Origin of the sequence: Winslowiella toletana, assembly GCF_017875465.1 — a bacterium.
GTDB lineage: Bacteria > Pseudomonadota > Gammaproteobacteria > Enterobacterales > Enterobacteriaceae > Erwinia > Erwinia toletana.
This window is the reverse complement of sequence record NZ_JAGGMQ010000001.1, coordinates 5,022,573-5,048,370: the sequence shown is the minus strand read 5'-3', so window position 1 is coordinate 5,048,370 and position 25,798 is coordinate 5,022,573. Positions and strand designations below refer to the sequence as shown.

General features: G+C 55.6%; 26 protein-coding genes. 14 read left to right on the top strand and 12 right to left on the bottom strand.

Translation table 11 applies throughout. The annotated features are described in order from the left end of the window. Window positions 1-126: 126 nt before the first annotated feature. On the bottom strand, window positions 127-1,305 hold the full coding sequence (locus J2125_RS23665) for a benzoate/H(+) symporter BenE family transporter (RefSeq protein WP_017798905.1): 1,179 nt from the start codon (window positions 1,303-1,305) through the stop codon (window positions 127-129). Window positions 1,306-1,403: 98 nt separating this feature from the next. On the opposite strand from J2125_RS23665, the gene J2125_RS23660 reads away from it, so the two are divergent. Further along, complete coding sequence (locus J2125_RS23660) at window positions 1,404-1,970, top strand: helix-turn-helix domain-containing protein (RefSeq protein WP_017798906.1); 567 nt, start codon at window positions 1,404-1,406, stop codon at window positions 1,968-1,970. Here the strand turns inward: J2125_RS23660 and J2125_RS23655 are convergent, their stop codons facing one another. Then, window positions 1,971-2,876 carry a LysR family transcriptional regulator gene (locus tag J2125_RS23655; RefSeq protein ID WP_017798907.1) on the bottom strand — a complete coding sequence of 302 codons (906 nt, stop codon included), beginning with the start codon at window positions 2,874-2,876 and terminating at the stop codon, window positions 1,971-1,973. A gap of 99 nt (window positions 2,877-2,975) precedes the next feature. Between J2125_RS23655 and J2125_RS23650 the strand changes: the two genes are divergently transcribed. After that, window positions 2,976-4,040 (top strand): SDR family oxidoreductase, encoded by a 1,065-nt coding sequence (locus tag J2125_RS23650; protein ID WP_017798908.1) that lies wholly within the window; start codon window positions 2,976-2,978, stop codon window positions 4,038-4,040. A gap of 231 nt (window positions 4,041-4,271) precedes the next feature. Then, complete coding sequence (locus J2125_RS23645) at window positions 4,272-5,627, top strand: hypothetical protein (protein WP_017798909.1); 1,356 nt, start codon at window positions 4,272-4,274, stop codon at window positions 5,625-5,627. Here the strand turns inward: J2125_RS23645 and J2125_RS23640 are convergent. Next, window positions 5,624-6,058, bottom strand: coding sequence for a nucleotide triphosphate diphosphatase NUDT15 (locus tag J2125_RS23640; RefSeq protein ID WP_017798910.1), 435 nt, complete (start codon window positions 6,056-6,058; stop codon window positions 5,624-5,626). The genes J2125_RS23645 and J2125_RS23640 overlap by 4 nt on opposite strands. Window positions 6,059-6,247: 189 nt before the next feature. Between J2125_RS23640 and J2125_RS23635 the strand changes: the two genes are divergently transcribed. Together J2125_RS23635 and J2125_RS23630 are read left to right on the top strand one after the other, a co-directional pair. Continuing rightward, window positions 6,248-6,673: a DUF2231 domain-containing protein gene (locus J2125_RS23635; RefSeq protein WP_017798912.1), complete on the top strand. Its 426-nt coding sequence runs from the start codon at window positions 6,248-6,250 to the stop codon at window positions 6,671-6,673. A 9-nt stretch (window positions 6,674-6,682) separates the two neighbouring features. Further along, window positions 6,683-7,993: a PQQ-dependent sugar dehydrogenase gene (locus tag J2125_RS23630; protein WP_017798913.1), complete on the top strand. Its 1,311-nt coding sequence runs from the start codon at window positions 6,683-6,685 to the stop codon at window positions 7,991-7,993. Window positions 7,994-8,029: 36 nt separating this feature from the next. On the opposite strand, the gene J2125_RS23625 is transcribed toward J2125_RS23630, so the two are convergent. Further along, the gene (locus J2125_RS23625) at window positions 8,030-8,665 is read right to left on the bottom strand and encodes a two component system response regulator (RefSeq protein WP_017798914.1); all 636 of its coding nucleotides are present in this window, start codon (window positions 8,663-8,665) and stop codon (window positions 8,030-8,032) included. 399 nt (window positions 8,666-9,064) lie between these two features. Here J2125_RS23625 and J2125_RS23620 point away from each other — a divergent pair, with 399 nt between their 5' ends. The 9 genes from J2125_RS23620 to J2125_RS23580 all read left to right on the top strand — a co-directional run bounded on the left by J2125_RS23620 (window position 9,065) and on the right by J2125_RS23580 (window position 18,174). Further along, window positions 9,065-9,388, top strand: a complete 324-nt coding sequence (locus J2125_RS23620) for a hypothetical protein (RefSeq protein ID WP_157819406.1) — start codon at window positions 9,065-9,067, stop codon at window positions 9,386-9,388. A gap of 334 nt (window positions 9,389-9,722) precedes the next feature. Then, complete coding sequence (locus J2125_RS23615; RefSeq protein WP_017798916.1) at window positions 9,723-10,736, top strand: quinone oxidoreductase family protein; 1,014 nt, start codon at window positions 9,723-9,725, stop codon at window positions 10,734-10,736. After that, window positions 10,733-11,170, top strand: coding sequence for a PaaI family thioesterase (locus J2125_RS23610; protein WP_017798917.1), 438 nt, complete (start codon window positions 10,733-10,735; stop codon window positions 11,168-11,170). The genes J2125_RS23615 and J2125_RS23610 overlap by 4 nt, the downstream gene beginning before the upstream one ends. Further along, a complete protein-coding gene (locus J2125_RS23605; protein WP_017798918.1) occupies window positions 11,167-12,807 on the top strand; it encodes an ABC transporter substrate-binding protein in 1,641 nt (546 codons plus the stop codon). The genes J2125_RS23610 and J2125_RS23605 overlap by 4 nt, the downstream gene beginning before the upstream one ends. 3 nt (window positions 12,808-12,810) lie before the next feature. Next, on the top strand, window positions 12,811-13,776 hold the full coding sequence (locus tag J2125_RS23600) for an ABC transporter permease (RefSeq protein ID WP_017798919.1): 966 nt from the start codon (window positions 12,811-12,813) through the stop codon (window positions 13,774-13,776). A 2-nt stretch (window positions 13,777-13,778) separates the two neighbouring features. Further along, complete coding sequence (locus J2125_RS23595; protein WP_017798920.1) at window positions 13,779-14,657, top strand: ABC transporter permease; 879 nt, start codon at window positions 13,779-13,781, stop codon at window positions 14,655-14,657. Then, on the top strand, window positions 14,654-15,664 hold the full coding sequence (locus tag J2125_RS23590; protein ID WP_017798921.1) for an ABC transporter ATP-binding protein: 1,011 nt from the start codon (window positions 14,654-14,656) through the stop codon (window positions 15,662-15,664). The genes J2125_RS23595 and J2125_RS23590 overlap by 4 nt, the downstream gene beginning before the upstream one ends. Further along, window positions 15,664-16,605, top strand: coding sequence for an ABC transporter ATP-binding protein (locus J2125_RS23585; protein ID WP_209499548.1), 942 nt, complete (start codon window positions 15,664-15,666; stop codon window positions 16,603-16,605). The genes J2125_RS23590 and J2125_RS23585 overlap by 1 nt, the downstream gene beginning before the upstream one ends. Before the next feature lie 15 nt (window positions 16,606-16,620). Then, window positions 16,621-18,174, top strand: coding sequence for a class I adenylate-forming enzyme family protein (locus J2125_RS23580; protein ID WP_017798923.1), 1,554 nt, complete (start codon window positions 16,621-16,623; stop codon window positions 18,172-18,174). Between the two features lie 228 nt (window positions 18,175-18,402). On the opposite strand, the gene J2125_RS23575 is transcribed toward J2125_RS23580, so the two are convergent. The 8 genes from J2125_RS23575 to J2125_RS23540 form a co-directional block, all read right to left on the bottom strand. Next, window positions 18,403-18,714, bottom strand: a complete 312-nt coding sequence (locus tag J2125_RS23575) for a contact-dependent growth inhibition system immunity protein (protein ID WP_017798924.1) — start codon at window positions 18,712-18,714, stop codon at window positions 18,403-18,405. A gap of 2 nt (window positions 18,715-18,716) precedes the next feature. Continuing rightward, window positions 18,717-19,022 (bottom strand): RNase A-like domain-containing protein, encoded by a 306-nt coding sequence (locus J2125_RS23570; RefSeq protein ID WP_338116594.1) that lies wholly within the window; start codon window positions 19,020-19,022, stop codon window positions 18,717-18,719. 380 nt (window positions 19,023-19,402) lie between these two features. Beyond that, on the bottom strand, window positions 19,403-20,245 hold the full coding sequence (locus J2125_RS23565) for a VOC family protein (protein ID WP_017798927.1): 843 nt from the start codon (window positions 20,243-20,245) through the stop codon (window positions 19,403-19,405). 1 nt (window position 20,246) lies between these two features. Further along, window positions 20,247-21,350, bottom strand: a complete 1,104-nt coding sequence (locus J2125_RS23560; protein WP_017798928.1) for an alkylhydroperoxidase domain protein — start codon at window positions 21,348-21,350, stop codon at window positions 20,247-20,249. Beyond that, a complete protein-coding gene (locus tag J2125_RS23555; protein ID WP_017798929.1) occupies window positions 21,347-22,378 on the bottom strand; it encodes a putative FMN-dependent luciferase-like monooxygenase in 1,032 nt (343 codons plus the stop codon). Before J2125_RS23555 ends, J2125_RS23560 begins: the two co-directional genes overlap by 4 nt. Further along, entirely contained in the window at window positions 22,375-24,006 is a 1,632-nt protein-coding gene (locus J2125_RS23550) for a dipeptide ABC transporter ATP-binding protein (protein WP_017798930.1), read from the bottom strand. Before J2125_RS23550 ends, J2125_RS23555 begins: the two co-directional genes overlap by 4 nt. Further along, on the bottom strand, window positions 24,003-24,857 hold the full coding sequence (locus J2125_RS23545; protein WP_017798931.1) for an ABC transporter permease: 855 nt from the start codon (window positions 24,855-24,857) through the stop codon (window positions 24,003-24,005). The genes J2125_RS23550 and J2125_RS23545 overlap by 4 nt, the downstream gene beginning before the upstream one ends. Further along, the gene (locus tag J2125_RS23540; RefSeq protein ID WP_017798932.1) at window positions 24,854-25,798 is read right to left on the bottom strand and encodes an ABC transporter permease; all 945 of its coding nucleotides are present in this window, start codon (window positions 25,796-25,798) and stop codon (window positions 24,854-24,856) included. The genes J2125_RS23545 and J2125_RS23540 overlap by 4 nt, the downstream gene beginning before the upstream one ends.

Genomic DNA, 25,798 nt, shown 5'->3' with positions numbered 1-25,798 from the left:
AACCGCAGACGTCGATACTCCTGTTGCGACGAACGCAGATGATAACGCCGCAAAATTCCACGCTATTTTATCGCTGAAGCGGCCTAAAAGCGATACGCCAGTCCCGCAGAGACGGCAGATTACCGATTATCGCGTCCGTGGCGGCAGCGATAAAACCAGATGGGCCAGCACACCGCCAATCAGGCCCCAGAAGGCTGCGCCGATGCCCAGCAACGTGACGCCAGAGGCAGTAATCAGAAAGGTAATTATAGCGGCATCACGCTGCTTACTGTCACTCAGCGCCTGTTGCAGGCTGCCGGAAAGTGTCCCCAACAGCGCCAGTCCGGCAATGGTATGGATCAGCACCGCAGGCAGGGCGCTAAACAGCATACCGATAGCGCCGCCGAACACCCCAGCCAGCAGATAACATCCCCCCCCGGCTATCGCGGCGATATAGCGGCGTTGCGGATTAGGATGCACGTCTGAACCCATACAGATCGCCGCGGTGATCGCCGAGATACAGACTGAAAAACCACCAAAAGGCGCCAGCAGCAACGAGGTCAGTGACGTCCAGCTAATCAGCGGCGACACCGGCGCCGGATAGCCTGCCGCTTTTAACGTGGCGATACCTGGCGCATTCTGCGATGCCATAGTCACCATAAAATAGGGCACGCCGATACCCAGCAGGGTGGCTAAGGTAAAATGCGGGGCAATAAACTGCGGCCAGGCAAAATGCAGCGACTGCTGCGGGAAGTGAATGGCGCCCTGTAATATCGCCACCAACAGACCAGCGACCAGCGTCAGCATAATGGTGTAGCGTGCGACAAAACGTCGCGCCAGCAGCCATACCAGACACATCGTGCCGCTCAGGGCAAAATTGACCTGTAGTGCGCCGAACGCATCAAGGCCAAAACGCAGTAAAATCCCGGCCAGCATGGCGGCGGAGATGGCCTGCGGAATATGGTTCATCAGGCGGGCGAATAATCCGGTCACGCCACACAGCAGGATCAGCGCGGAGGCAAAGATAAAAATGCCAATCGCTTCATTAAGCGACACGCCAGGCAGGCTGGTGACCAGCAGCGCGGCGCCGGGCGTCGACCAGGCGGCAAGGATCGGCATCCGGTAGTACCAGGAGAGTCCGATTGAAGTCAAGCCCTGTCCCAGTCCCAGCATGGTGAGCCAGCCGCCAATTTGCAGCGGCGTGGCGCCAGCCGCCGCTGCGGCCTGAAAGATTATCGCCGCCGAACTACAATAACCGACCAGTACCGCAACAAAACCGGCGATAATTGCCGGGGTGAAATGAGATTCGGAGATCGCTGAGCGCATGGTTTTTAATCCTGCTAGTGCGTTATAGCGCACAACATAACACCGTGCGTTATAACGCACAAGTCGCTACACTGGCAGGCAGAACAGTGAGGAGAATGATGCAGCAACTTAATCAGCAGCTGGCGTTAACGCTTAAGCATTTGCGTGCAGAACGCCAGTGGAGTTTAACCGAGGCGGCAGCGCGCACCGGTGTCAGTAAGGCGATGCTTGGCCAGATAGAACGCGCGGAGTCCAGTCCGACGGTGGCGACCCTGTGGAAAATCGCCACCGGTTTTAATGTCGCCTTTTCCGCTTTTATCGAACCGGCGGTGACGCCTGCGGCGATCACCGTGCAGCGTTACCACAATCTGGCGGCTTTCAGTCAGGCCAATGCCGATATGCGCGTGGTGCCGGTTTTTCCCTTCGACCCTCAGCTCGGCTTTGATATGTTTGTGGTCGATCTGGCGCCCGGCGCGGTCAGCGCCTCTTCACCCCATGAACCGGGGGTGATTGAGCATGTTATTGTGATTGAAGGTCAGCTGGAGCTGATGGTCAATGATATCTGGCATCAGCTTGCGGCCGGTGATGCGCTACGGTTCCAGGCGGACTGCGCCCATACCTATCGCAATGCAACGACAGAGAACGTACGTCTGCACGATCTTATCCACTACCCGCTGGCGCGCTGACTAATGGATTTTAAGCTGCTTTAAGGCCTGTAACAGGGCATCAACCTTCGGCGTCAGCTGCTTTTTCTGTGGCCATAGCAGATACAGCGGCAACCCCTCAACCACCAGCGGTTCAAGCAGTGGCGTCAGTTCACCACGCGCCAGCGGTTCGCGCGCCAGCCAGCTGGCAATCTGCGCCACACCCATGCCATCCACCACCGCTGTCAGCAAGGCTTCGCCATCGCCCAGCGCCATCGCATGTGAAATCTCACGCGTCATGGTGCGTCCGTCGGCGGCGGTAAATGTCCAGGGCGTGGTGCTGCCATCATGACGGGCGTAGGCTACGCAGCGATGGGCACTCAGCTGATCGGCGGATAAGGGGGCGCCGTGCTGTTGCAGATAGTCCGGCGCGGCGCAAAATATCAGTTGTTCACTGCCAAGATAGTGATATCCCAGTGATGCCGGGTAATCGGCTGGGCCGCCAATGCGTACCGCGATATCAATGCCATCTTCAATCAGGTCAATAAAGCGGTCAGTAAAAGTAATATTCAGCTGCACATCCGGATATTCACGGCAGAAGCGATTAAGCAGCGGCAGCACCTGCAGGCGGCCAAAGGAGTGTGGCAGGGCGATACGCAGGCGACCCGCCGGACGATTACGCTGTGCCGCCAGCACCGATTCGGCTTCCGCCAGCTCATCCAGTACCCGACTACAGGTCTGATAAAACGCCTGACCGGCATCAGTCAGCACCAGGCTACGGGTGGTGCGATCAAACAGGCGCGATCCTAAGCGCTCCTCCAGTCTGGCGATACTTTTACTGATTGCCGAGTTGCTCAGATGTAGCTTCTCTGCCGCGGCAGTAAAGCTGCCGGTTTCCACACTGATCACAAAAGGGGTGATGCCTTTCAGGCGGTCGCTGGAGATCATGAATTAATGAATTTTTGTCGTGAAATTTATGAATTTATACCCGGGATAGGAATTAAATTCCATATTAAGCTTGCTGATATCACTTACAGGAGCAAAAAAATGAAATCACGTGCATTGATTGTGGGCGTCAGCGGTGTAGTGGGCAGTGCGCTGGCGACGCGTTTGCTGGCCGAGGGCTGGCAGGTTTATGGTCTGTCGCGCGGTAATACGCCAGTGCCAGAGGGGTGTATTGCGCTGACTGCCGATCTCACCTCTGAAGCGGCGGTAAATCAGGCGTTGCAGGACATTGAAGTCGATAAGGTGTTTTTCAGCGTCTGGGCGCGTCAGGAAAATGAACAGCAGAATATCCGCGTAAATGGCGCAATGGTGCGCCATGTGCTTGACGCGTTCGGTAATAAATTGCGCGGCGGTCACGTGGCGCTGGTTACTGGTCTGAAACATTACCTTGGCCCGTTCGATGCCTATGGTAAAGGTGAAGTGCCGCAGACACCGTTCCGTGAAGAGCAGGGACGTCAGCCGGTCGATAATTTCTACTATGCGCAGGAAGATGAAGTGTTTGCGGCTGCGGAAAAATACGGTTTCAGCTGGAGTGTCCACCGTCCGCATACCATCATCGGATATGCGCTGGGTAATGCGATGAATATGGGACAGACTCTGGCGGTGTACGCCACGCTGTGCAAACAGAGCGGGCAGCCATTTGTTTTTCCGGGATCGGCTCAGCAGTGGGCTGGCCTCACGGATATGACCGATGCGCGGCTGCTGGCCGATCAGCTGCTGTGGGCTGCCAGCAGTAAGCAGGCGGTAAACGAAGATTTTAACGTGGTTAACGGCGATGTTTTTCGCTGGCAGTGGATGTGGTCGCAGATTGCCGATTACTTCGGTATTGAAGCGGCGCCATTTAGCGGAGAGATGCAACCGCTGGAAGGGCGCATGCAGGATGCTGCTGCGCAGTGGCGGGACATTGCGCAGCAGCATGATTTACAGCAGGCGGATATCACCAGGCTGGCGTCATGGTGGCATACCGATGCCGATCTGGGGCGTCCAATGGAAGTGATTACGGATATCAGTAAAAGTCGCAAAGCAGGCTTTAACGGTTATCAGTGTACCCGCGATGCCTTTATCGATCTGTTTGAGAAACTGCGTGCGGAAAAATTGATTCCATAACAGTTTTTACCCGCTGCAGTAAAATTTAAGAGCAGTAATATTTACCGGTGCTGCTCTTAAATATAAACAATTTATGATTGCATTGCTGATGACAGATAAGTATTTCCTATGATGTGATGTATATCACAATGAGCTTTTTTTATAAGTCGGTCAGATTTTGCCCTCTACGCTTAACCATTCAGGGGAGAAAAGGGCGTTTAATTTCTCCTTATAATGTTTAAGGAGTGTTAAGTGATTACTGACAACAACAATAAATATCTTGCCGGGCATTATCTGAGTATGCCGGATCTATCTTCATCACCTGCGCCGAAACACTTTCTGACAGAATTACGCCGTACATTGTCGGTACCTGATAATCTGTTATCGTTTGCCTTGCCACCCGCTGAAATTTCGGCGCATTCTGTGCTGGCCGATACCCTGACGCTGACCAAAAACATTTCGTGTCAGCAATTATATTTCCTGGCGGAATATAAGCCCCGCGGGATAAACAAAGAACATGCTGATTATATCGTCATCAATATGCCTGATGATATTCATTCGTCATCACCGCTGGCAGGCAGAAATAACAATTACCTCCATGAGAACGGGACATCAGTAAAAGAAGAAACCCACATCGCTATGCCGGAGGATGCAATCAGTCAGAATGCGCAGGGCCTTAATTATTTATCCTCTGCCTCCTGCGTCCGCAGGCTGGATTCTTTACAGCGCCATGGCAGAAACTTTGGTTTAGCGCTTAGTCGTAACCTGGTGTCAGTGGCCATCCCTACTGCATTGCGTGAGTATGTGGCAAAAAATCTATTACCGGTATTATTAAAGAATGCGCCGGTCTCCGCTTCGATCACCATGGGGGCGATTGCCATTGCGATGCCTGTCGCACTCCAGCTGGCGGGCATTGCCCGCGATCTGCATGCGGGAACGCAGACCGCCGCCAGCCTCAGCGCGCGGCTGGCTAATATCGCGTTAATCACTGGGGCGGGTTCTGCGCTGGTTGCCACTGCCGGGATTGCTCTGGCCGCTAATGCGCTAATTGCTGCGGTGTTTATTTATGTCCCGCTGCGCGATACCGCTCAGTATTTTCTGCAACTGTCGGACAACAGTAAACCAGGGCTGAATCTGGAAGCCTGTGGCGAATCTGCCATTGCCTACAGCGGCAATCAGATGCTGGTATCCGAAGGTATGACCCTGCTGGTCAGAGCGCTGGAGCCGTTACTGGGTAACGCAGTCGCCACGATGTTAGGCAAGGCGATCATCAATACCATTGGTGAAACGGCGGATGAAATGACCTACCGCGGTCTGAGCGCTCAGGCGCAGCATAATACTGCCGTCAGCTTTGATCTGCGCGTGCGTCCGCTGCACGAGATCAATTATCAGACCGCTACCGACCGGCTGCTGACGACGGTAGCGGCGCGAGCATCGCAGTTCAGTTCAGTCTATTCAGGGGTTAATGCGGTGCCGTTTGCCGATGTGTTTAAAAGCATGGTAATCGGGTTGATGCTGGGAGTTGGTTATATTCCCTTCTTCTATTGTCACGCCCAGGCTGCGGAACCACAGCCTGGCGCACGGCATGATAGTGAAAGCGGGTGTTAACCGATTAGCGAGGGATGCGCCAGGCGGGTAAGTGTGTCAGCACCGTGCTGTAACAGCAGATTCTGCAGCGGTAAAAAGAGCGGTGAGGGCAGTGCATCAGTAGCAAACCACTGCCAGCCGCTGCATTTATCCGGTTCGCGCAGCCGTGGCTCGCCAGCGGGTGCATAAGCCAGTGCAAACAGGGTGATATAGTGTTTCTGTTCCCCGACAAAAATATCATTGGTCACCGGGCCGGTGTGGAGAGTCATCAGCTGTAAACCGGTCTCTTCCAGTACTTCGCGCCGCGCGCATTGTTCAACTGACTCGCCAAAATCCAGATGTCCGCCCGGTGCTGACCAGCTTTCTGCGCCATGGCTGCCTTTGCGACAACCCAGCAGTATCTTCCCTTCGCGAAAAATCAGTACCCCGACGCCTACCCGCGGATATTGCATAACCTGCTCCTGTTAATTGCTGGCGCCAGTATGCTGCAGGATAGTGGCTGGCGGGTCAACGCGCTTAATCTGTTTGCGCTTTTAATTTACGCAATCTGATTAATTTTACTAATATATTACCAGTACTAAAAAGCCTGCTGGCGAACTTCCCGCCGTAAGGCATGTTGATGATGCTAAAGGAGTCTGTAAATGAAGGCCAATGGTAACAGGCAGCATTCGGCGCTGGCCGTCGCGATTTATGAACTGTTAAACCCGCTGCCACTCGGCTTTTTTGTCGCTGGCTGGATATTCGACATTATTTATCTCTACAGCTATGAAATATTTTGGGTGCAGGGCGCCAGCTGGTTGATTGTTATGGGTTTACTGCTGGCGATTATTCCGCGACTGATTAATCTGGCGCAGCTATGGATCACCCGCAGCATCCTGCCACAGCCTGGCGTCAGATTTCATTTCTGGGCCAATGCGCTGGCAATAGTACTGGCGATCGTTAACGCCTTTATTCACAGTCGTGATGCATGGGCGGCGATGCCCGCAGGGGTGACGCTTTCCACGCTGGTGGTGGTTCTGCTAAGTCTCGCCAATCTGCAACTCGCCCTGCGTCAGCGCACAGCTTAAGGAGATGTTATGAATCGAATCACAGGTGTGATCCTGACCCTGCCACTGCTGCTGACGGCTTGCGATAACGGTGCAAAAGTCGCGCCGGAACAGCAGACCGGCGCTAATCCGGTGCTGCCGGAAGCGCAGAACTTTTTGTTGCCACCGATGCAGGTGCCGGAAGGCACGCCATGGCAGCAGGGCGAAATGCCGAAGGTCGCCGACGGGCTAAAAATTGACAAGGTGGCTGACGGATTTCTGCATCCCCGTCAGCTCTATGTGTTGCCGAATAACGATATTCTGGTGGTCGAAGCCAATGGACCGGCTAAACCGACCACCAGGCCTAAACAGCTGATTATGGGGATGGTACAGAAAGCGTCCGGCAAAGGTGGTAAAGGCGGTGACCGCATTACTCTGCTGCGTAACAGCAGCGGTGACGGTAAAAACTGGGAAAAACATATTTTCCTGCAACATCTCCATTCTCCGTTCGGCGTACAACTGATCGGCGATACGCTGTATGTGGCGAATGCTGACGGGCTGATGAAATATCATTATCAGAGCGGAGCAACGGAAATCAGCGATCCCGGCAGCGAACTGACTGAACTGCCTGGTGGCCCCATCAATCACCACTGGACCAAGGCGCTGCTGGCCAGCCCTGATGGCAGCAAGCTGTATGTCGGGGTCGGTTCTAACAGTAATATCACTGAGAACGGCATCGGCGCTGAATATCGCCGGGCGGCCATTCTGGAAGTGGACACAAAAAGTGGTGCCAGCCGGATTTATGCCAGTGGCTTGCGTAACCCCACCGGACTGCAATGGGAACCGCAAAGCGGGAAATTATGGGCCGTGGTGAACGAACGTGATGAAATTGGCGCGGATCTGGTGCCGGATTATCTTACCTCGGTGCAGGAAGGCGGCTTTTATGGCTGGCCGTACAGCTACTTTGGTCAGCATATCGATCAGCGCGTACAGCCGCCGCGGCCTGATTTGGTGGCAAAAGCGCTCAAACCCGATTATGCCCTCAGTTCGCATGTCGCACCGCTTGGCCTGTGGTTCTATACCGGCGACAATCTGCCGGCTGAATATCGTGGCGGCGCATTTATCAGTGAGCACGGCAGCTGGAACCGGAAACCGCTAAATGGCTATCGTGTGGCCTGGGTCGCGTTTAAAGATGGCAAACCGGTTGGTCAGCCCAAAACGGTGGTTAGCGGTTTTCTTACTGCCGACCAGAAACAAGTCAGAGGGCTCCCCGTTGGCCTTGCGATGGATCAGCAGGGCGGGCTGTTAATTGCGGATGATGCCGGTGATACCGTCTGGCGTGTCACTGGCGCGCAACCTTAAGCGTTAAAAGTGCCTGCCGGTCAGGGCAGGCGCTGATTACAGGGTTAAACCAAGACGTCGTGAACAGCTAAGCAAATGGGTAACTTTATGCACATTCAGTTTGCCCATAATATTCAACCGATGAGTCTCCACAGTTTTGACGCTGATACAGAGTTGTTCGGCAATCAGCCGGTTAGTATGCCCTTCAGAAATCAGTTGCAGAATCTGGCTTTCGCGCGGCGTCAGTAGCTGATGCGGCCTCAGATTATCACATATTGCCTTGTGGATCGCGACGGCATTAAGCGCCGGGTCGATATAGGTTTTTTTTATCGCCACACACTGTAACCCTGCCAGTAAAATTTTCTGGCAACTGCTTTTCAGTACATAACCTGACGCACCAGCGCAGAGCGCGCGTACTACCAGATGCTCTTCATTACTGGCGGAATAGACCAAAATCTGCATTTGCGGCCAGCGCTTATGTAACTGTGGCAACATATCAAGCCCATTGATACCCGGCAGGCTGGTATCAAGCAGAATAATATCCGGCTGATAAGTACGACAGGCCTTATATACTGCCAGCCCGTCGTTGATATACCCTACTATCCTGAAACAGGGGTAAGGGTCTAGCATGCTAACAATACCGTTAGCAATAAGTTGATGATCATCTACCAGCAATATTTTGTGTTCGGACATATTGTGTCTCCTTGTGAAAAATCACCCGTGCCCGCATTACTTACAATGAATAATATGCTTATTAACTAAATCACAATAATTAATTTATGAATGTTTATGATAATCGATATATCAGTGTTTTTACTGATAGTGACTTATTCAGACTGAATGCAATATAAACCGTCCTGATAAAACCGGATTTATTATTTCTTTGCCATAGTCTTTTTTGTCGCTGTTAATTTAACCACTATTTTTCAGAAATTAACAGTCTGCTAACCGCAATACAGGAGACAAATCATGCGACGTAGGGCAGCAACAGGAAGTAGTGTAGCGCCAGGGGAAGAAGTAAAACCGTACAATATATTGCAACTGGAAGCGCGAAGTGAGGGGCGATTCTGCTTTCGCCTCGCGGAACTGAAAATGCAATATCTGCAGACGCTACAGGCACAACAACAGTGTATTGCACGCAGCAATGCGATTGGCATGCTGATGGAGAAAATGCTGGTATGGTCGGGTCAACTGACGCCGTATGAACTACGGGTTCAGAAGCAAAAACTGGCAAGGATCCACCTTCAGCAACAGCAACTGACATCACGACAGCAAATGCTGATGGGGCTGTTAGACCAGTTACAGGTGCGACAAAATGAATTAATGCTGGAATTGCATCATCTGATGTTCAGTAAAGAGAGTGGTACTGACCCTATTACAGGGCGTGTGACTAATATCATCGCGGTTGAGATATAAATCTCCACAAATTGCAATGGGATGGATTTCATCCCATTGCGTAAATGGTAAACCGGATGAAATGGCTAATTAGCATTAAATGAACTTTGCTTAGTATAAATAGAGATTTACAAGGTGCCACACCGATGCCCGCAGTAATCGAGTTAATTGCTATTTTCGAACTTAGCTTAGCTTAATATTTCATTTCCACACAGGCTGTGGGGAATGGTAAAGCTGTCACCAGAGTAAACAACCGCAGTGATGTTCCTGATTTTTAACTTAATAACGCACGGGTAACAATAACTGTTTCCCGGCTGGTGTAGTGCTAATTAGATATGTTTTTTTCGGGGAAAAAATGAAAGCCATTGTATTAAGAGAACACGGTGATAACCATCAGTTACGCCTTGAAAATGATTTTCCGGATCCGCAACCAGGCAAACATGACGTTATTATCGCCGTGAAAGCCTCTTCCCTCAATTATCACGATATCTTTACCCGCCGCGGCATGCCTGGCATTAATTTACCCTTTCCGGTGATAATTGGTCTGGACGTCGCCGGTGAAATTATTGCCACTGGCGCAGCGGTCACCGACTGGCATGTTGGCGATCGTGTATTAGCCGATCCCATCAACCGTATCGACGGCGGCCTGATTGGTGAAACCACCCACGGCGGACTGGCGGAGCGCTGTCTGGTGCCCGCACATCAGCTGATAGCCTTAGCGGATAGCGTTACTTATGCCGAAGCCGCGGCGCTGCCGGTGGCTTATGGCACCGCTTATCGCATGATGCAGCGCATCGGCCAGATTCAGCCGGGGGAAAAAGTGCTGATTCTCGGCGCCAGCGGTGGCGTTGGCGTCTGTAGCGTACAGCTGGCGAAACTGGCAGGTGCTTATGTGATTGCCTGTGCTGGCAGTGAAGAGAAAGCCAGCCGTCTGCGCGAACTGGGTGCTGACGAAGTGATCCTGTATCGCGATGAAGATTTTATGAAGACGATTTTTGCCCGCCACGGTAAACCGGCGCGGCGACGCGGCGCAACGCAGCCTGGTGGCGTCGATGTGGTGGTGAATTTTACCGGTGGCGATAGCTGGGTGAAGTCGTTGCGTGTACTACGCATTGGTGGACGCCTGCTGACCTGTGGCGCGACAGCAGGTTTCTCGCCACAGGAGGATCTGCGCTATATCTGGACCTACGAACTGCAAATCCGCGGCTCTAACGGCTGGGAGCGTGAAGATTTACACGCGCTGCTGCAACTGGTTGCCGATAAGCAGCTGGAAGTGGTGATTGATCGCCAGTGGCCACTGGAGCAGGGCGCGGAAGCCCTCGCAGCGCTGGAACAACGCCAGGTGTTTGGCAAGGTGGTGGTGGCATGAGTCAGCAGCTAACCGTCGCACAAATCGAAACTATTTTCCAAAACTCTCCGTTTATTCACTGGCTTAATTTGCGCGTTGAGCAGGTCGATTACACCACCGAAACCCTTACTGTCACGGCACCGATGCGCGCGGAATTTGAGCGCAAAGCCGGCAGCGGCCAGTGGCATGGCGGCCCGCTGGCTTCGATTATCGATACCGTCGGCGATTTCGCCCTTGGCATGTTACTGGGAAGGGGTCTGCCAACCATTAACTTCCGTGTCGACTATCTGCGTCCGGCAACGAATACCGACTTGCAGGTGGTGGCGCGCGTGCGCCGTCTTGGCCGCAGCGTCGGCGTCGCGGATGTGGATGTGTTTAATCAGCAGGGGCAGTTACTGGCCATCGGTCGCGCCAGCTATGCCACCACGGTTATTTCCGGAGAGAAAAATTCATGACTATCAATCACACTCGTCGTCGTTTACTGACGGTGGCGGCTATTGGCTCCGGACTGGCGGCTGTCGGTAAGTTCAGCGCGTTCTCGCTGCTCAGTACCGCTAACGCGGCGGCGGTCAGCGCCGCGGTGCCAAAAAAAGGCGGCACGCTGGTGATCTCCTGGGGCGGGCTTGAACCGCAGGCGCTGTATGTGCCCGGTGGTGGGGGTTCCGCGCCTTTCCAGACCTCAACGAAGATCCTCGAACGTCTGCTGAAACTGGACAATAACCTGGTCTTTCAGCCTGCGCTGGCGCAGCAGGTCACGCCAGCGGCGGATTTTAAAAGTTACACTGTCACTCTGCGTCAGAATGTTAAATGGCACGATGGCAAGGATTTCACCGCAGAAGACGTGGTGTTTAACGCGCTGGAGCACTGGAAAGCAATCTCCGCCGGTATTGCGTTGAAGTCGCTGCAATCCGCCGAAGCGCTGGATTCGCATACGGTTAAGCTCAGTTTCTCCGTCCCGGTGCCGGAGTTTTTCCTGAAATCGACCCTCGCCGGGCAGTATCAGCTGGTGCTGCCAAAACACCTGTATGCCGGCAAGGATCTGCTGACCAATCCGGCTAACAACCGTCTTATCGGTACAGGTCCGTGGAAATATGGCAACTGGGTGCGCGGCAGCCATGTTGAATATACGCGCAATGACGCTTACTGGTCTGCCGGGCAGCCCTGGCTCGACAAGCTGATTGTTCGCTGGTGGGGCGATGCGGCATCCCGTTCCGCCGCGCTGGAAACCGGTGAACTGAGCGTCGGTTATTCCAATCCGGTGCCAGCACGAGAGATCGATCGTCTGGTGAAAACCGGCAAAGTGGTGCTGGATACGCGCGGCTATGAAAACTCCGCCTGGACAGTTACCGCCGAATTTAACCAGCGTCGTGAACATGTTAAACGCCGTGAAGTCCGCCAGGCAATTCTGCATGCCATCGATCGCCAGTTTATTATTAACACTATCTATTTCGGTCGTGGTAAAGCGGCAGTTTCGCCGATCTTTAGCAGCAACTCGCTGTTTTTCACTGCTGATGTGCCGACCTATGATTTTAATCCAGACAAAGCGCGCCAGTTGCTGGATCAGGCCGGACTACCGTTAAACGGCGACAAACGTTTTACAGTGAATCTGCTGGCGGCAGCCTGGTTTGAGGAGAACGCCAAACTGGGGCAGTACCTGAAACAGGCGCTGGAAGATGTCGGCATTGGCGTACGCCTCGATTCGGTCGATCGCGCTACCGCGTTGAAACGTATCTACAGCGATTATGACTATGATATCGCCATTTCCAACTTTACCGCGCCGATCGAGCCGGTGCCGACCGTCACTCAGTTTTTTACCACTGACGGCATCGTCAAAGGTGGCGCATTCCGCAATGCCACCGGATTCAGCCTGCCGGAAATGGATCAACTGGTGGCGGCGATCACCATCGAAACTGATGAAGCCAGACGCAAAAGCTTAGTGCATCAGTTTGCCAGGCTGGCCAGCAGCGAAGTACCGATTGTGCCGCTGGTGGAGATGCAGTCTTTTAGCCTGGCGCGCAGTAACGTGCGTAACTTCACCACTGACGCCAATGTGCAGGGGACGGCGCTGAATGATGTCTGGCTGGCGGAGTAGATCATGCTGCGTTTGATTATTCGACGTTTATTGCAGGGGATCCCGCTGATGTTCGGGGTCATTATCATTAACTTTGCCCTGATTAAATCGGTGCCGGGTAGCCTGCTGGATGTGATGTCCGCAGAACAGCAGGTGACCGATCCGGCAATGATTGAGCGATTACGTCAGTTGTACGGTCTGGACCAGTCAGCGCTGATGCAGCTGCTGCATTATCTTGGCTCGGTGTTGCAGCTGGATCTCGGCTTCTCGTATCGCCAGAACATGCCGGTGCTGGATGTGATTCTGGCGCATCTGCCCGCCACGCTGATCCTGATGCTCGCCAGTATTGCGCTGGCGGTCATTGTCGGCGTCAGCGCGGGTGTGCTGGCGGCGATCAAAGTCAACAGTCTGTGGGACACTCTGATCTCGGCGCTGGCGGTGCTCTGCTTTGCCGCCCCCAGTTTCTGGCTGGGGATCATGATGATCATTCTGTTTGCGGTCAAACTGGGCTGGTTCCCGGTGGGTGGCATGGAAACCATTGGCAGCAACTTAACGCTGTGGGGGCGGGCACTGGATATTCTGCATCATCTGGTGCTACCCGCGCTGGCGTTAGGACTGTTCTATGCCGCTACCTATGCCCGCGTGATGCGCGCCTCGATGCTGGAAGTGTGGCAGATGGACTTTGTCCGTACCGCCCGCGCCAAAGGGCTGGGGCGGGCGCAGGTGATTATCGGCCATACGCTGCGCAATGCCCTGTTACCGGTGGTGACGCTGCTTGGTCTGCAGCTGGGCACGGTACTGGGCGGCAGTATTGTGATTGAAGCGGTATTCAGCTGGCCGGGCATTGGCCAGGTGCTGTTCGACAGCGTGATGAGTCGCAACTATCCGGTGGTGCTGGGTGTGCTGGTGCTGAGTTCGTTACTGGTGATCCTGACCAATATTGTGGTGGATGTGATCTACTCCCGTCTCGACCCGCGTATAAGGAACTAAACATGTCGGTTATCCCTGCCAGACAGGGGAAATCGTCGCGTGACCTGTTTCCCGGGTTACGCCGTTTTTCCCGTCATAGCGGCGCGGTTATTGGCGCGCTGATTATTCTGCTGATTGTTATTGCGGCGCTAAGCGCTGGCTGGCTCTATCCCACCGATCCGTTACGGATTGTGGCGATGCCGGAAATCTGGCCCTTTACCGACAGCCACTACCCGCTGGGCACCGATTCACTGGGGCGTGATATTGCCGCGCTGATTGTACATGGCGCGCGCGCCACTCTGCTGATTGGCCTGGTAGCCAGTTTCGCCGCCACTACGCTGGGCGTCACGGTCGGCGCCTGTGCCGCCTGGTTTGGCGGCTGGGTGGATGAGCTGCTGATGCGCATCGCGGAACTGTTTCAGATTATCCCCAATGTGGTGTTTGTGCTGACCATTGTCGCAGTGCTCGGGCCGCAGATGGTCAATATCATTATTGCGGTCGGCCTTGTTTCATGGCAGCCCATCGCCCGCTTAACCCGCGCCGAGTTTTTATCCTTTAAGCAGCGTGAATTTGTACTGGCCTGTCGTGCCTGTGGCATGAGCAACAGCCGCACGGTGATCAGTGAAATTTTGCCCAATGTGTTGCCGCCGGTGATTGTGCTGGCCTCGCTGGTGGTGGCTGGCGCGATTCTGTATGAGTCGGTGATCGCGTTTCTCGGTCTTGGCGATGCCAACCTCGCCAGCTGGGGACGCCTGGTCGGCGAAGGGCGCACCCTGATCCGCTCATCCTGGTATATCTGCGCCATCCCCGGTGTGGCGATTATGCTGGCGGTTCTGGCGCTGAATCTGATTGGCGACGGCCTGAATGATGCACTCAACCCGAAACTGAGGGAGCGCGGATGACACCTTTGCTGGAAGTTAATCAGCTCAATGTCGAGCTACGCACCCGCCACTCGCGGGTCACGGCGCTGAATTCCCTGTCACTGAGGCTGTATCCCGGTGAAACCCTTGCGGTGGTCGGTGAGTCGGGTTGTGGTAAGTCGCTTACCGCGCTGGCGCTGATGGGGCTGCTGCCCAGCCCGGTGGCCAGCGTTACCGGCGGTGAAATCCTGTTCGCAGGGCAAAACCTCGTCAACCTGCGCGAGCGTGAGTGGCAGCGGCTGCGCGGACGACGTATTTCGATGATTTTTCAGGATCCGATGAGTTCGCTGAATCCGGTGAAAACGGTGGGCCAGCAGTTAACCGAGGTGCTGCGTCTGCATCTTGGGCTGGGACGGCAGGCCGCCTGGGATCGCGCAGTAGAACTGCTGAAACGTGTGCATATTCCGGACCCGATGCGGCGGATGCGTGAGTATCCGCACCGTCTCTCTGGCGGTATGTCGCAGCGCGTAATGATTGCGATGGCGATTGCCTGCGAACCGGTGCTGCTGATTGCCGATGAGCCAACCACCGCGCTGGATGTCACTATTCAGGCGCAAATCCTTGCGCTGCTGCGTGAGTTACAGCAGCAGAGCGGCATGGCGCTGATGCTGATTACCCATGACCTTGGCGTGGTGGCGGCGATGGCGCAGCGGGTGGCGGTGATGTATGCCGGCAGAAAAGTGGAAGAAGCGCCGCTGTTGCCGCTGTTCGATCAGCCGCAGCATCCTTACACCCAGGGGTTGCTGCGCGCGACGCCGACCTCTGGCCGGCCGGGCGAAAGGCTGACTGATATTGCGGGACGCGTCCCGCAACTGGCGGAGTTACCGGCGGGTTGTGCCTTTTACGATCGCTGTCCGCTGGCGCAACCGCAGTGCCGCCAGCAGCAGCCAGCGCTGGTCAGTCTTTATCCGCAACATATCGCCGCCTGCTTTGTCGCACAACAGCAGGCGCAACCGCTGGCGCGTGTCGCCGGGGCTGGAGGGTATTGATGAGCAGATTACTTGAAGCGCGTGAGCTGACGGTGCGCTATCCCAGCGCCGACGGCGAGGTGTTTGCCTTGTCAGATATCAGCCTGACGCTGAATGCCGGTGAAACCGTTGGGCTGGTCGGGGAGTCGGGATGCGGCAAATCGACGCTGGGTAAAGCACTGATGCGACTGATTCCGGCCGCAGGCGAGATTCATCTTGATGGGCGTAATATCAGCGAACTGAGCGGTAAACAGCTGCTGCCATTCCGGCGTCAGGTACAGATGATGTTTCAGGATCCGCAGGGATCGCTTAATCCGCGCCAGCCGGTAGGCACCAGTATTGCCCGGCCGTTACAGGTGGCGGGCTGGAAGCGCGTTGCAATTGAGCAGCGGGTGGCGCAACTGCTGGATCAGGTCGGTTTACCGGCGTCAGCGGCGCAACGCTATCCGCACGAATTTTCCGGCGGTCAGCGGCAGCGCATCGGCATTGCGCGCGCACTGGCGCTGGAACCGCAGGTGGTGATTTGTGATGAGCCGGTATCCGCGCTTGATGTATCCGTGCGTGCGCAGGTGATCAATCTGATGCGTGATATCCAGCAGCGTATGGGCGTGGCTTATCTGTTTATCTCCCACGATTTATCGGTCGTGGAGTATCTCGCCCATCGGGTGCTGGTGATGTATCTCGGGCGGATTGTTGAAAGCGGGCCGACTGCCGATATCTGGCGGCAACCCGCGCACCCTTATACCCGCGCGTTGCTGGCGGCGGCGCCGGTGGCCGATCCACGTCAGCCGCGCATGCAGCCGCTGTTGCAGGGTGAGTTACCCAGCCCGTTGTCGCCGCCTGACGGCTGTGCATTTCATACCCGTTGCCCCCATGCGCAGGCTATCTGCCGCCAGCAACGTCCGCCATTAACCCCTTTGACATCTGAGCGACAGGTGGCCTGTCACTTTCACCTGAGCTGAATTCGGAGCAACACCATGACAACACCACAGACTAACCTTGGCGATCTGATTGACCGGCGTTTACCGCAGGATCGCCCGGCGATTATTGATCTGCTTAATCCGGCGCAGCCGCGCACTTACACTCATCAGCAAATTGATCGGCTGGCGGGTGGGGTGGCGCACTATCTGCAACAGCAGGGCTATCCGCGTGGCAGCCGTATTGCAATTGCGTCGCTGAACCGGGCGGAATATATCGCCACTTACTTTGGCATTATGCGCGCCGGGCTGGTGGCGGTACCGCTGAATATCAAAGTGCCGCTGGAGACGCTGCACTATTTTATTGCCGACGCCAGCATCCAGCTCGCCTTTGTCGATAATGAACGCGAGTCGTTACTGGCCGGGATCGTGCCGCTGATTAATTTTGACCAGAGTGACGCTGGCGGATTTTCACAGCGGATTAAACCGCAGGCGTTTACCAGCGTCGAGCCGCAGGCGGACGAACTGGCGATGATGTTGTATACCTCCGGCTCGACCGGGCAGCCAAAAGGTGTACCATTAACCCATGCCGGACAGCGCTGGGCGCTGGAGGCCACCCGTTTTGGCGGCGTTGAGCGTGATGGCGCACAGGATCGCTATCTGGTGGCACAGCCGCTGTTTCATATGAATGGGCTTTTTCTGACCAAACGGGTGTTTGCCGCCAATGGTCTGCTGGTGGTATTGCCAGCGTTCAATATTGACAGCTATTTGCAGGCGCTGTCCGACTACCACATTAATATCGTCACCGCTGTACCGACCATGTTTGCCCGTCTGCTGCGTGACCCGGGTTTACTGGCGCAGTATGATTTTAGCGCACTGCGGAAAGTGATGCTCGGTTCCGCGCCGATGACGCTGGCGCTGCTGGACCGCATCAAAAACGCGTTCCCGGCGATTCAGATTAGTCACGGTTACGGCACGACTGAAGCCGGTCCGGCAGTATTTGGCCCGCATCCGCAGGGTATTCCGACGCCACCGCTGGCACTGGGTTATCCACTGGCGCAGGGCGAGGTTGAGTTAATCGGTGAAGACGCGCCGTTCAGTGGCGTATTGCGGATGCGCAATCCGGCGGTGACGCCAGGTTACCATCGTCTGGCGGCGAAAAGCGCTCAGGTGCTGAATGATGGCTGGTATAACAGTGGCGATGTGATGCGTTGCGATCAGCAGGGGTTCTACTATTTTGTCGGCCGTGCTGACGATATGTTTGTCTGCTCTGGTGAGAATATTTACCCGGTCGAAGTGGAAAAAACGCTGGAAGCGCATCCGCTGGTGCGCCAGGCGTGCGTGGTGCCGCTGCCGGATGAGGAGCGCAGTCAGATGCCGGTGGCATTTGTGGTATTGCAGCCAGGCAGCCAGCTGAGTGTCGGGGAGCTGAAACAACATGCGTTGCGGCTGGCGCCCGCTTATCAGCATCCGCGTCGCATCGCCTTTGTCAGTGAGCTGCCGTGGGCGGGGACTAACAAGGTCGACCGCAATGCCTTACTGCAGTACGCCCGGCAGCTGGAGCAGCAAAATGGCTGGCTGAACAGTGATATCGCGGTTGCGGGCTATCGCTAAATCGGGACAGGGGCTGTTCTCACGACCAGCCTCCTTCCATTACCGCCGTACATACGGATCTGTATACGGTGTCCGATGACGCAAGGAACGCTGATCTGCAAATTGTGTACGTACACAACAACCAATCCGACAAGACAGGCGGTATACCAGGATACATGGAATTTTCTGTAGCTGATTATGGCAGTGTTGTCATATTAACGATTCAGCTATGTAAAACTGCGCACTCGCTCACAATGGGTCAGGTAGCGATGCTTTTACTTTTACCCTGAGTAATTCAAGAAAATCGCCCGGCGTCGTCTCCCACAATTCAGTCGAGAAATCATCACTATATCGTGCCTGAAAATCTTGTTCGAAATTGTCACATTCCTGATAAAACTGGTCTATATCACCAATTATTCCTTCTCTGAAGGCAACAGGGGTGTCAGCAATCCAGGCATCAATCTGAGCGCTGACACTTTCGCCGCTACCAAACAAATCGTAATCTTGCCCAAAATAAATTGCTATCAGACTGTCCAGCCCGAACGTATTTATATTTTTCATAGCTAAGCCATCGGAAAAGATGTCAGGAGGAAATATGGCTTCCCATGCCAGTATTCAAATTTCAGAACCAGCCGGATCTTATAACAATCCTGAGCTTCTCTGGAACCCCTACTGACTGAAATACCAGTCTTTCTGGCAAAATGCCCATTAAATACCATTCTAAGATTTTGCCCGGAGGGGACATTTTTAGCCAAAATAGCAATTTGGTTCTTATTGTTCCTCAGTACCTTTGAAATAAGGATTTCTGCATCCTGCGTGGATATAAAACTACTCGACTGCATGAGTTTCCGTGGATTTTCATATGACATCCAGAACGTCGGTGCCATCTTAACTGGTAACATGGCTAACACGATCTGCTTTTATTATCCATATGATGCTTCTTTATTCCTGAATTTACCGCGATCATATCAACAAATGCGTCGTCAGGCCCTGCCGAAAGAATTGAAAATGCAGACGGAACTCCATTTTCTTATGCGCGTCAGCGCATGAAGGCACCAGCTGAAGGTTATGAGAGAGCGGTAGTTTTTCGGTGGCGGTGATGCGGAGATGGTCAGCTGCGAGCTGACGGGACAAAGCTATCCAATCGGTGATAGATCAGACAGCCGGAAAAATCTGGTGTTCCGGCGTAGAACCCCATTTGAAAATTTGATAAACAATGCCGGTTAATCATTAACCGGCAATCTATTAGTTAACCGCGAAACACCAGAGCCAGATTAAAGCCATCAGCGGCGCTGACTGTAATGCGCTGCGGCTGTTCGCTAAAGCGAATATTTCCCGCCAGCAGACTCTGTCTGACCTGATCCAGTGATGTGGTGTGAAAGCCCAGCGCCACCATGCGTGGCGTACCATCATAATCTTGCGGCAGATCGCCCAGCTCGCTGCGCGCCTGATCGCCGCTAATAAAACGGACGCGCGTTGCTCCCGCCTGTAATTGCAGGCTGCCATTTTCCGCGGCGACAATCTGCGCGGCACTAAACAGCTGACTATAGACTTCCGCCGCTGCCGCCGGATTATCGGCGGCAATCATAAATGCAGTGATATTGCTGACGCCGTTGCGATGAACCTGCCAGGCGGGCTGCCACACCGCGTCTGGCGTCAGATGCTGACAGAAAAAACTGCGGCCATTCGGCACGCTATCGGCGCGCAGTCGGGTGGTGCGAAAGCGTGCCTGCTGTTCACTGCCATCCGGTAGCGTAACCGGCCGGAAGAACGACGCTGGGGGATCGCCCGCCAGCTGCTGTTGTTGCAGATGGCTAAACACCGCGTCGGCATCCTGAGTTTTCCATACCAGTCCGCTGAGGCCGAGTGGGGAGTGCCATAACTCCTTGCGCAGATTGCCGCGTTGCGGCTCGTAGCCGAGCAGTTCCAGATAGTTTTCGCCAAAAATCGCCAGATGGTTACTGGAACCCAGTGAATGGTGGCCGCGTTCGCTTAGCTGGAAGCCCAGACGACGAAACAGTTGGCTGGCTTCATCCAGCCGATCGGCAACGTTAATCACCACATGGTCGACTATCGGGGTTAACTGGCTCATGTTATTTTTCCTCTGCAATATAAGGTTCACCCAGCGTCAGCATCAGGCGGTTGGCCCAGGCAAAAAACGCCGTGGACTGTAATAAGTCGAGCAGTTCCAGCTCAGTTAACCCCTGATCGCGCAGCGTCTGAATATGCTGTGGCCCGGCACTGGTCGGGGTGGCGGAGATCGCCGCCGCAAATTCGATTTCCGCCTGCCAGCGTGGCGACTGGTGTTCACTCAGCCCTCTGCCTGGCGCCACATCCAGCAGTTGCTGAATGCTCTCTGGCTGTTTTGACAGCTGCGCGGCTTTACGTGCATGCACCGAGGCGCAGTAGATGCAGCCATTCACTTTGCTGGCGACAGTCGCGGCCAGTTCCCGCTCGGCGCGTGGCAGGCCGCCGGAGGTAAAGAAAATACCTTTATCGGTCAGGGTACGTTGTTCGAGCAGTGGCAGATTGCGTCCCAGCAGGCGGAAGTAATCGGAATCGCTATGACCAAAACGCGCCAGCGTCTGCTGCTGCTGCTGATTAAATTCGGCCAGCGGTTTAGCGGCTATCCACGGTTCCCATTCCAGCTCGCGTTGGGTAAAGGCCACTGGCGCGGTGTTACCACTGTGGCTTAATGGTTGTGTATGCCAGACACCGGCGGTCACCGTCGGGTTGCCATTGACCGCCACCGGACGGTCGGCCAGTAAACGCAAACCATGCAAAATGCGGCTCTGAAAACTGACAAACGCCACCAGTTGTGACAGGGTAACGATAGCATTCAGCGTCCAGCCCGCCTGTTGCAGGGCGGCCAGATGGGCGGCGGTGGCGGTTACCGGCTGAAAAGTCAGGCGCGCGGCATGATCCAGCGCCAGTTGCAGACGCTCATCCGGCGGCGTGCTGTCCGCTTGCTGCGCATAATGCGCGCTGAGAATGCTGTCCTGATGCCAGAGCGCCACCTGCGCGGCGAGAATAAAACGTTCATTACGCGGGAAATCAGCATCATCTGCGCTGAACAGCGCAAGGTAACTGCCCTGGCTGTGGATGCTGGCGGCCGCGCGCTGCTCACGGGCGGCCGCCAGCGCCGAAGCGGGATCAATTTCAGCCAGTCCGGCAAGTAAATCAGTGGTCTGAGTCATGCAGGTGTTCCTTGTGCAACGGCCGGGAGTGCAGCACTCCAGCCAAGAGTGGGGGCCACTTCGCTGGCAATCAGTTCGATCGAACGCAGGATCTCCTGATGTGGTGGATCGATGGAATGTACCTGGAAGGAGATATCAGTAGCGCGCAATAACGTACTGTCAGTCGCCAGTGACGCACTGACTTCTGGCGGCGTACCGAGATGCACATCAAAAGCGGCAATATAGTCGTCGAGCGTATCGCCCTCTACCTGATGGCCCGCCACGCGATGGTTCTGCGCCTGCGCGCTTAATCCCGGCAGCGCCAGCGTGCGCGCCTGCTGACGGCTGTCGCTGACAAACGCGCTGCGTGAGGCAAGAATGCGTGGCGCGATGCCCGGCGGTAACGCCGCCAGATAGGCATCGATCATTGGATTCTGTATCGCATCCAGCGCCAGCCGCGGCTGCCCCTGTGGACGCGGTTGCGTGCGGGACAGCATCAGGCCTTGTCCCGCTTTGCCCGCGCGTGCTGCGCCTTCAACCGAGAAGGTGGCGATCCACACCCGTGAAGCCAGTTGTGGCGCAGGTGGATACAGGCGGTTATCGGCGTGAGCGAGGGTGTTGCCGTTCCAGGCATCCAGCAGCAGTTGCAGATGTTCAGCGAATACCGGCCCGCGTTCGTCAATACTCAGGCCAAAGGGCAGAAATGAAGCTGGCGTGCCGCCGGAGCCGAGGCCAATCTCCAGCCGTCCCTGCGCCAGGAGATCGAGCACCGCCGCATCTTCGGCGACGCGCAGTGCATTCTCCATCGGCAGGGTAATAATTGCGGTGCCAAGACGAATACGTCGGGTTTGGGCTGCCGCATAGGCCAGAAACACCAGCGGAGAAGGCAGACCACCTTCATTTTCATGAAAATGGTGCTGGGCGATCCACGCGGTATCAAAACCGTGACGCTCGGCATGTTGAATCTGTTCCAGCGCCAGACGATAGCGCTGTTGTGGCCCGGTTTTATCCAGCAAACGGGTAAAGAAGCCTAAGCGTTTCTGGCTCATGCGAAATCCTTCTGTTGTAAGGCAAGTAAAGGAATGGCGTCAATCAGTTCCTGCGTGTAGTCGCTGCCAGGCTGGCTGAACAGGGTGGCGACATCACCCTGATCCACCACCTGACCGGCGCGCAAGACGGTCATGGTGTGCGCAATACGCTGCACGGTGGCAAGATCATGCGAAATAAACAGGTAGGTCAGCCCCAGCTGTTGTTGCAGCTGTTGCAGCAGGCCGAGGATCTGCGCCTGCACCGTGACGTCCAGCGCTGAGGTCGCTTCGTCGAGCACCAGAATATCGGGCTGTAACACCAGCGCGCGGGCAATCGCCACGCGCTGACGCTGACCGCCGGACAGTTCGCGTGCTTTTCGCGTTAATAGCGTCAGCGGCAGGGCGACGCGTTGCGTCACCTGCTCAACCCGCTGCTGACGCTCACGTTTGCTCAGTGGCGCAAAGTTCAGTAACGGCTCGGCGATAATATCGAAAAGCGTTTGTGTTGGATCGAGTGAGGCAAAGGGGTTCTGATACACCAGCTGAATTTTCTGCCGCAGCTGGCGCAGCGCTTCACCGCGCAAATCAGTGACATCGATATCGTCGAGCAGCAGCTGACCGCTGTCCGCGCGCTGAAAACCGAGCAATATTCGTGCAAGGGTGGTTTTGCCAGAGCCGGACTCACCCACCAGCGCATGGGTGGTGCCGCGCATGACGCTAAAGGAAACATTATCCAGCGCACGCAGTGGCGGCGCGTGGCGGTTGCCAGAGGCGAAGGTTTTACTGAGATTGCGCAGCGTAATCGCCGGTGATGAGAAGCGGGCCGCCGGAGTGATGGCGGCAGGCGGCGCCAGCGAGCTGAGATCGGCGAATAGCTGGCGGGTATAAGCGCTGGCTGGTGCATTGATCACCGTACGGGTGTCGCCCTGTTCCTGAATTTCACCGTCACGAAACACCAGCAGTCGATCGGCGCGCTGTGCGGCCAGCGCCAGGTCGTGGGTGACAAACAGTACCGCGGTGCCAGACTCATGACGCAGTTCATCGATCAAATCGAGAATGCGTTTCTGTACCGTCACATCCAGCGCACTGGTCGGCTCATCGGCAATAATTAATGCCGGTTGCAGCGCAATGGCGATGGCAATCAGCACCCGCTGCTTCATGCCGCCCGATAACTGATGCGGATACTGCTGCGCACGCTGCTGCGGATGGCTTAAGCCAACGCGGGTGAGCAGTTCAATAACCCGCCGATCGCGATCGCTACGGCTGAGGCGCTGATGCAGCGTCAGAATTTCCGCCACTTGAGCGCCAATGGTTTTTACCGGATTCAGTGAACTGCCAGGATCCTGCGGGATCAGGCTGATACTGGCGCCGCGCAGGCTGTCCAGCCGCCGCTGCGACCAGCTGCTGATATCCACGCCGTTAAGCAGAATACGGCCGGATTCGCGTACGCCATTCTCCGGCATCAGGCCGATAATCGCCTGTGCGGTGGTGGTTTTACCTGAACCGGATTCGCCGACCAGGGCCAGCATTTCGCCCGCCTGCAGCTGGAAAGAGACGCTGTGCACCACCTGGTGCTGCTCATGGCCACGACGATAGCTTAAGCTGAGATTTTCCAGTGCCAGCAGTGGCGGGGTGGTAGCCGTGCTCATCGGCGTGCTCCTGAAAATTGTCGGCTGATGCGGTTGGCGGCTAAAACCACGGCGATCACCACCAGACCGGGAAAGGTGGTCAGCCACCAGGCGGTTGAGATGTAATTACGTCCCTCAGCGATTAACAGTCCCCACTCGGGTGTTGGCGGTGCGGTGCCGTAACCGAGAAAGCTCAGGGTCGACAGCGCCAGAATGGCATTGCCAAATTGCAGGGCGGAAAAAGCAATTACCGAGGTCAGCGAGTTGGGCAAAATATGCCGCCATAACACCGCGAAAAAGGCGCCGCCACTGCCATAAGCCGCCTCAACGTAATCACTGTGTCGCACCCGCACCACTTCAGCGCGCGCCAGACGGGCAAAGTTGGCGACCGACGTGATACCGACGGCAATCGCCGCATTAACGGTGCCAAACCCCAGCAGAATAATCACGCTGAGCGACAGCAGCAGGCCAGGAATCGACAACAGCACGTCAATAATACGCATCACCACGCTTTCGGTTTTGCCGCCGGTGGCGCCAGCCAGCCCGCCAAGTAGCGTACCAGCCACCAGTCCCAGCGCCACCGCGACCAGTGCGCCGGACAGCGAGTGCGATGCGCCATAGATGATTCGGGCATAAAGGTCACGTCCCAGCTGATCGGTGCCAAGCCAGTGTCCGGCCTGTGGCGCGAGGCGCTGCGCCCCGGCGATACCTTCGGTGGCGCTGAAGCTGGTAAACAGTCCCGGCGCGATAGCGGCGAGGATCGCTGTCAGCAGCACCAGCCAGGCAAGCAGCGCGCCAGCCTGCCAGCGATAACCTGGCGAGCGGCGCACCGAGGTGATTTTCGTACGACTCAGATGATCTACAAGGCTCATGATGTCACTCCGCTGTAGGTTTGCAGGCGTGGATCCAGCAGTGGGGTAATCAGATCGACCAGCAGATTGATGACCACAAATCCAGTCGCCGAAATCATCACAATTGCCTGTAGCACCGCTACATCCTGATTGTTGACCGCCTGCTGGGTCAGCTGACCGAGGCCGCTAAGGCCAAATACGGTTTCTGTAATCAGCGCGCCGGCAATTAATTCACCCAGCAGCAAACCGGCAACGGTTAATACCGGCAACAACGCATTTAGCGTGACATGACGCCATAGCACGCCGCTGTAGCTGGCGCCTTTAGCCCGCGCCACGGCGACAAATGGCTGAGTTTGCACCTGATCGAGACTGCGGATCAGAATCTGCGCCAGCGGCGCGGAAATCGGCAGCGCCAGCGTAATAACTGGCAGAATCAGTCCCTGCAACGGGCCTGGGTTGATCACCGGGATCCAGCGCAGCTGAAAGGAGAACAGCTGAATCAGTGCGATACCCAGCCAGAAAGTGGGAATCGAGATAAACAGCGACGGCAGACTTTGCAGGGCATTTTTCAGCCAGCGAAAACCCACCAGATTAGAGGCAAAGGCCAGCACTGCGGCAATCAGCACCGCCAGTGCAAAACCCGGCAGCGCAAGGCTTAAGGTCTCGGGGAAGTTAGTGGCAATCAGCTCGCTGACCGGCACCCCGGCCTGCACTGAATAACCAAAGTCACCGTGCAGCATCGCCACCAGAGTATGCAGATACTGCTGCCAGAGGGGGCTGTCGACCCCGTAGGCTTCACGCATTTCGGCAATCTGCGTCGGGCTGAGACCGAGATCGGGATTCTGAAATTTAATCAGAATCGCGTCGCCCGGTAGCACCTGCAACAGCACAAAGGAGACGCTAAACGCCGCCCACAGTACCAGCAGGGCCTGACCGACACGCTGGGTAAGATAGCGTTTCAT

Coding starts and splice junctions, on each gene's coding strand:
- J2125_RS23630 (WP_017798913.1), top strand. CDS start 6,683: ATGAATCGAATCACAGGTGTGATCCTGACCCTGCCACTGCTGCTGACG.
- J2125_RS23590 (WP_017798921.1), top strand. CDS start 14,654: ATGACACCTTTGCTGGAAGTTAATCAGCTCAATGTCGAGCTACGCACC.
- J2125_RS23605 (WP_017798918.1), top strand. CDS start 11,167: ATGACTATCAATCACACTCGTCGTCGTTTACTGACGGTGGCGGCTATT.
- J2125_RS23660 (WP_017798906.1), top strand. CDS start 1,404: ATGCAGCAACTTAATCAGCAGCTGGCGTTAACGCTTAAGCATTTGCGT.
- J2125_RS23635 (WP_017798912.1), top strand. CDS start 6,248: ATGAAGGCCAATGGTAACAGGCAGCATTCGGCGCTGGCCGTCGCGATT.
- J2125_RS23570 (WP_338116594.1), bottom strand. CDS start 19,022: ATGTCATATGAAAATCCACGGAAACTCATGCAGTCGAGTAGTTTTATA.
- J2125_RS23580 (WP_017798923.1), top strand. CDS start 16,621: ATGACAACACCACAGACTAACCTTGGCGATCTGATTGACCGGCGTTTA.
- J2125_RS23575 (WP_017798924.1), bottom strand. CDS start 18,714: ATGAAAAATATAAATACGTTCGGGCTGGACAGTCTGATAGCAATTTAT.
- J2125_RS23545 (WP_017798931.1), bottom strand. CDS start 24,857: ATGAGCCTTGTAGATCATCTGAGTCGTACGAAAATCACCTCGGTGCGC.
- J2125_RS23615 (WP_017798916.1), top strand. CDS start 9,723: ATGAAAGCCATTGTATTAAGAGAACACGGTGATAACCATCAGTTACGC.
- J2125_RS23650 (WP_017798908.1), top strand. CDS start 2,976: ATGAAATCACGTGCATTGATTGTGGGCGTCAGCGGTGTAGTGGGCAGT.
- J2125_RS23620 (WP_157819406.1), top strand. CDS start 9,065: ATGCAATATCTGCAGACGCTACAGGCACAACAACAGTGTATTGCACGC.
- J2125_RS23565 (WP_017798927.1), bottom strand. CDS start 20,245: ATGAGCCAGTTAACCCCGATAGTCGACCATGTGGTGATTAACGTTGCC.
- J2125_RS23550 (WP_017798930.1), bottom strand. CDS start 24,006: ATGAGCACGGCTACCACCCCGCCACTGCTGGCACTGGAAAATCTCAGC.
- J2125_RS23600 (WP_017798919.1), top strand. CDS start 12,811: ATGCTGCGTTTGATTATTCGACGTTTATTGCAGGGGATCCCGCTGATG.
- J2125_RS23610 (WP_017798917.1), top strand. CDS start 10,733: ATGAGTCAGCAGCTAACCGTCGCACAAATCGAAACTATTTTCCAAAAC.
- J2125_RS23585 (WP_209499548.1), top strand. CDS start 15,664: ATGAGCAGATTACTTGAAGCGCGTGAGCTGACGGTGCGCTATCCCAGC.
- J2125_RS23555 (WP_017798929.1), bottom strand. CDS start 22,378: ATGAGCCAGAAACGCTTAGGCTTCTTTACCCGTTTGCTGGATAAAACC.
- J2125_RS23655 (WP_017798907.1), bottom strand. CDS start 2,876: ATGATCTCCAGCGACCGCCTGAAAGGCATCACCCCTTTTGTGATCAGT.
- J2125_RS23540 (WP_017798932.1), bottom strand. CDS start 25,798: ATGAAACGCTATCTTACCCAGCGTGTCGGTCAGGCCCTGCTGGTACTG.
- J2125_RS23665 (WP_017798905.1), bottom strand. CDS start 1,305: ATGCGCTCAGCGATCTCCGAATCTCATTTCACCCCGGCAATTATCGCC.
- J2125_RS23625 (WP_017798914.1), bottom strand. CDS start 8,665: ATGTCCGAACACAAAATATTGCTGGTAGATGATCATCAACTTATTGCT.
- J2125_RS23640 (WP_017798910.1), bottom strand. CDS start 6,058: ATGCAATATCCGCGGGTAGGCGTCGGGGTACTGATTTTTCGCGAAGGG.
- J2125_RS23595 (WP_017798920.1), top strand. CDS start 13,779: ATGTCGGTTATCCCTGCCAGACAGGGGAAATCGTCGCGTGACCTGTTT.
- J2125_RS23560 (WP_017798928.1), bottom strand. CDS start 21,350: ATGACTCAGACCACTGATTTACTTGCCGGACTGGCTGAAATTGATCCC.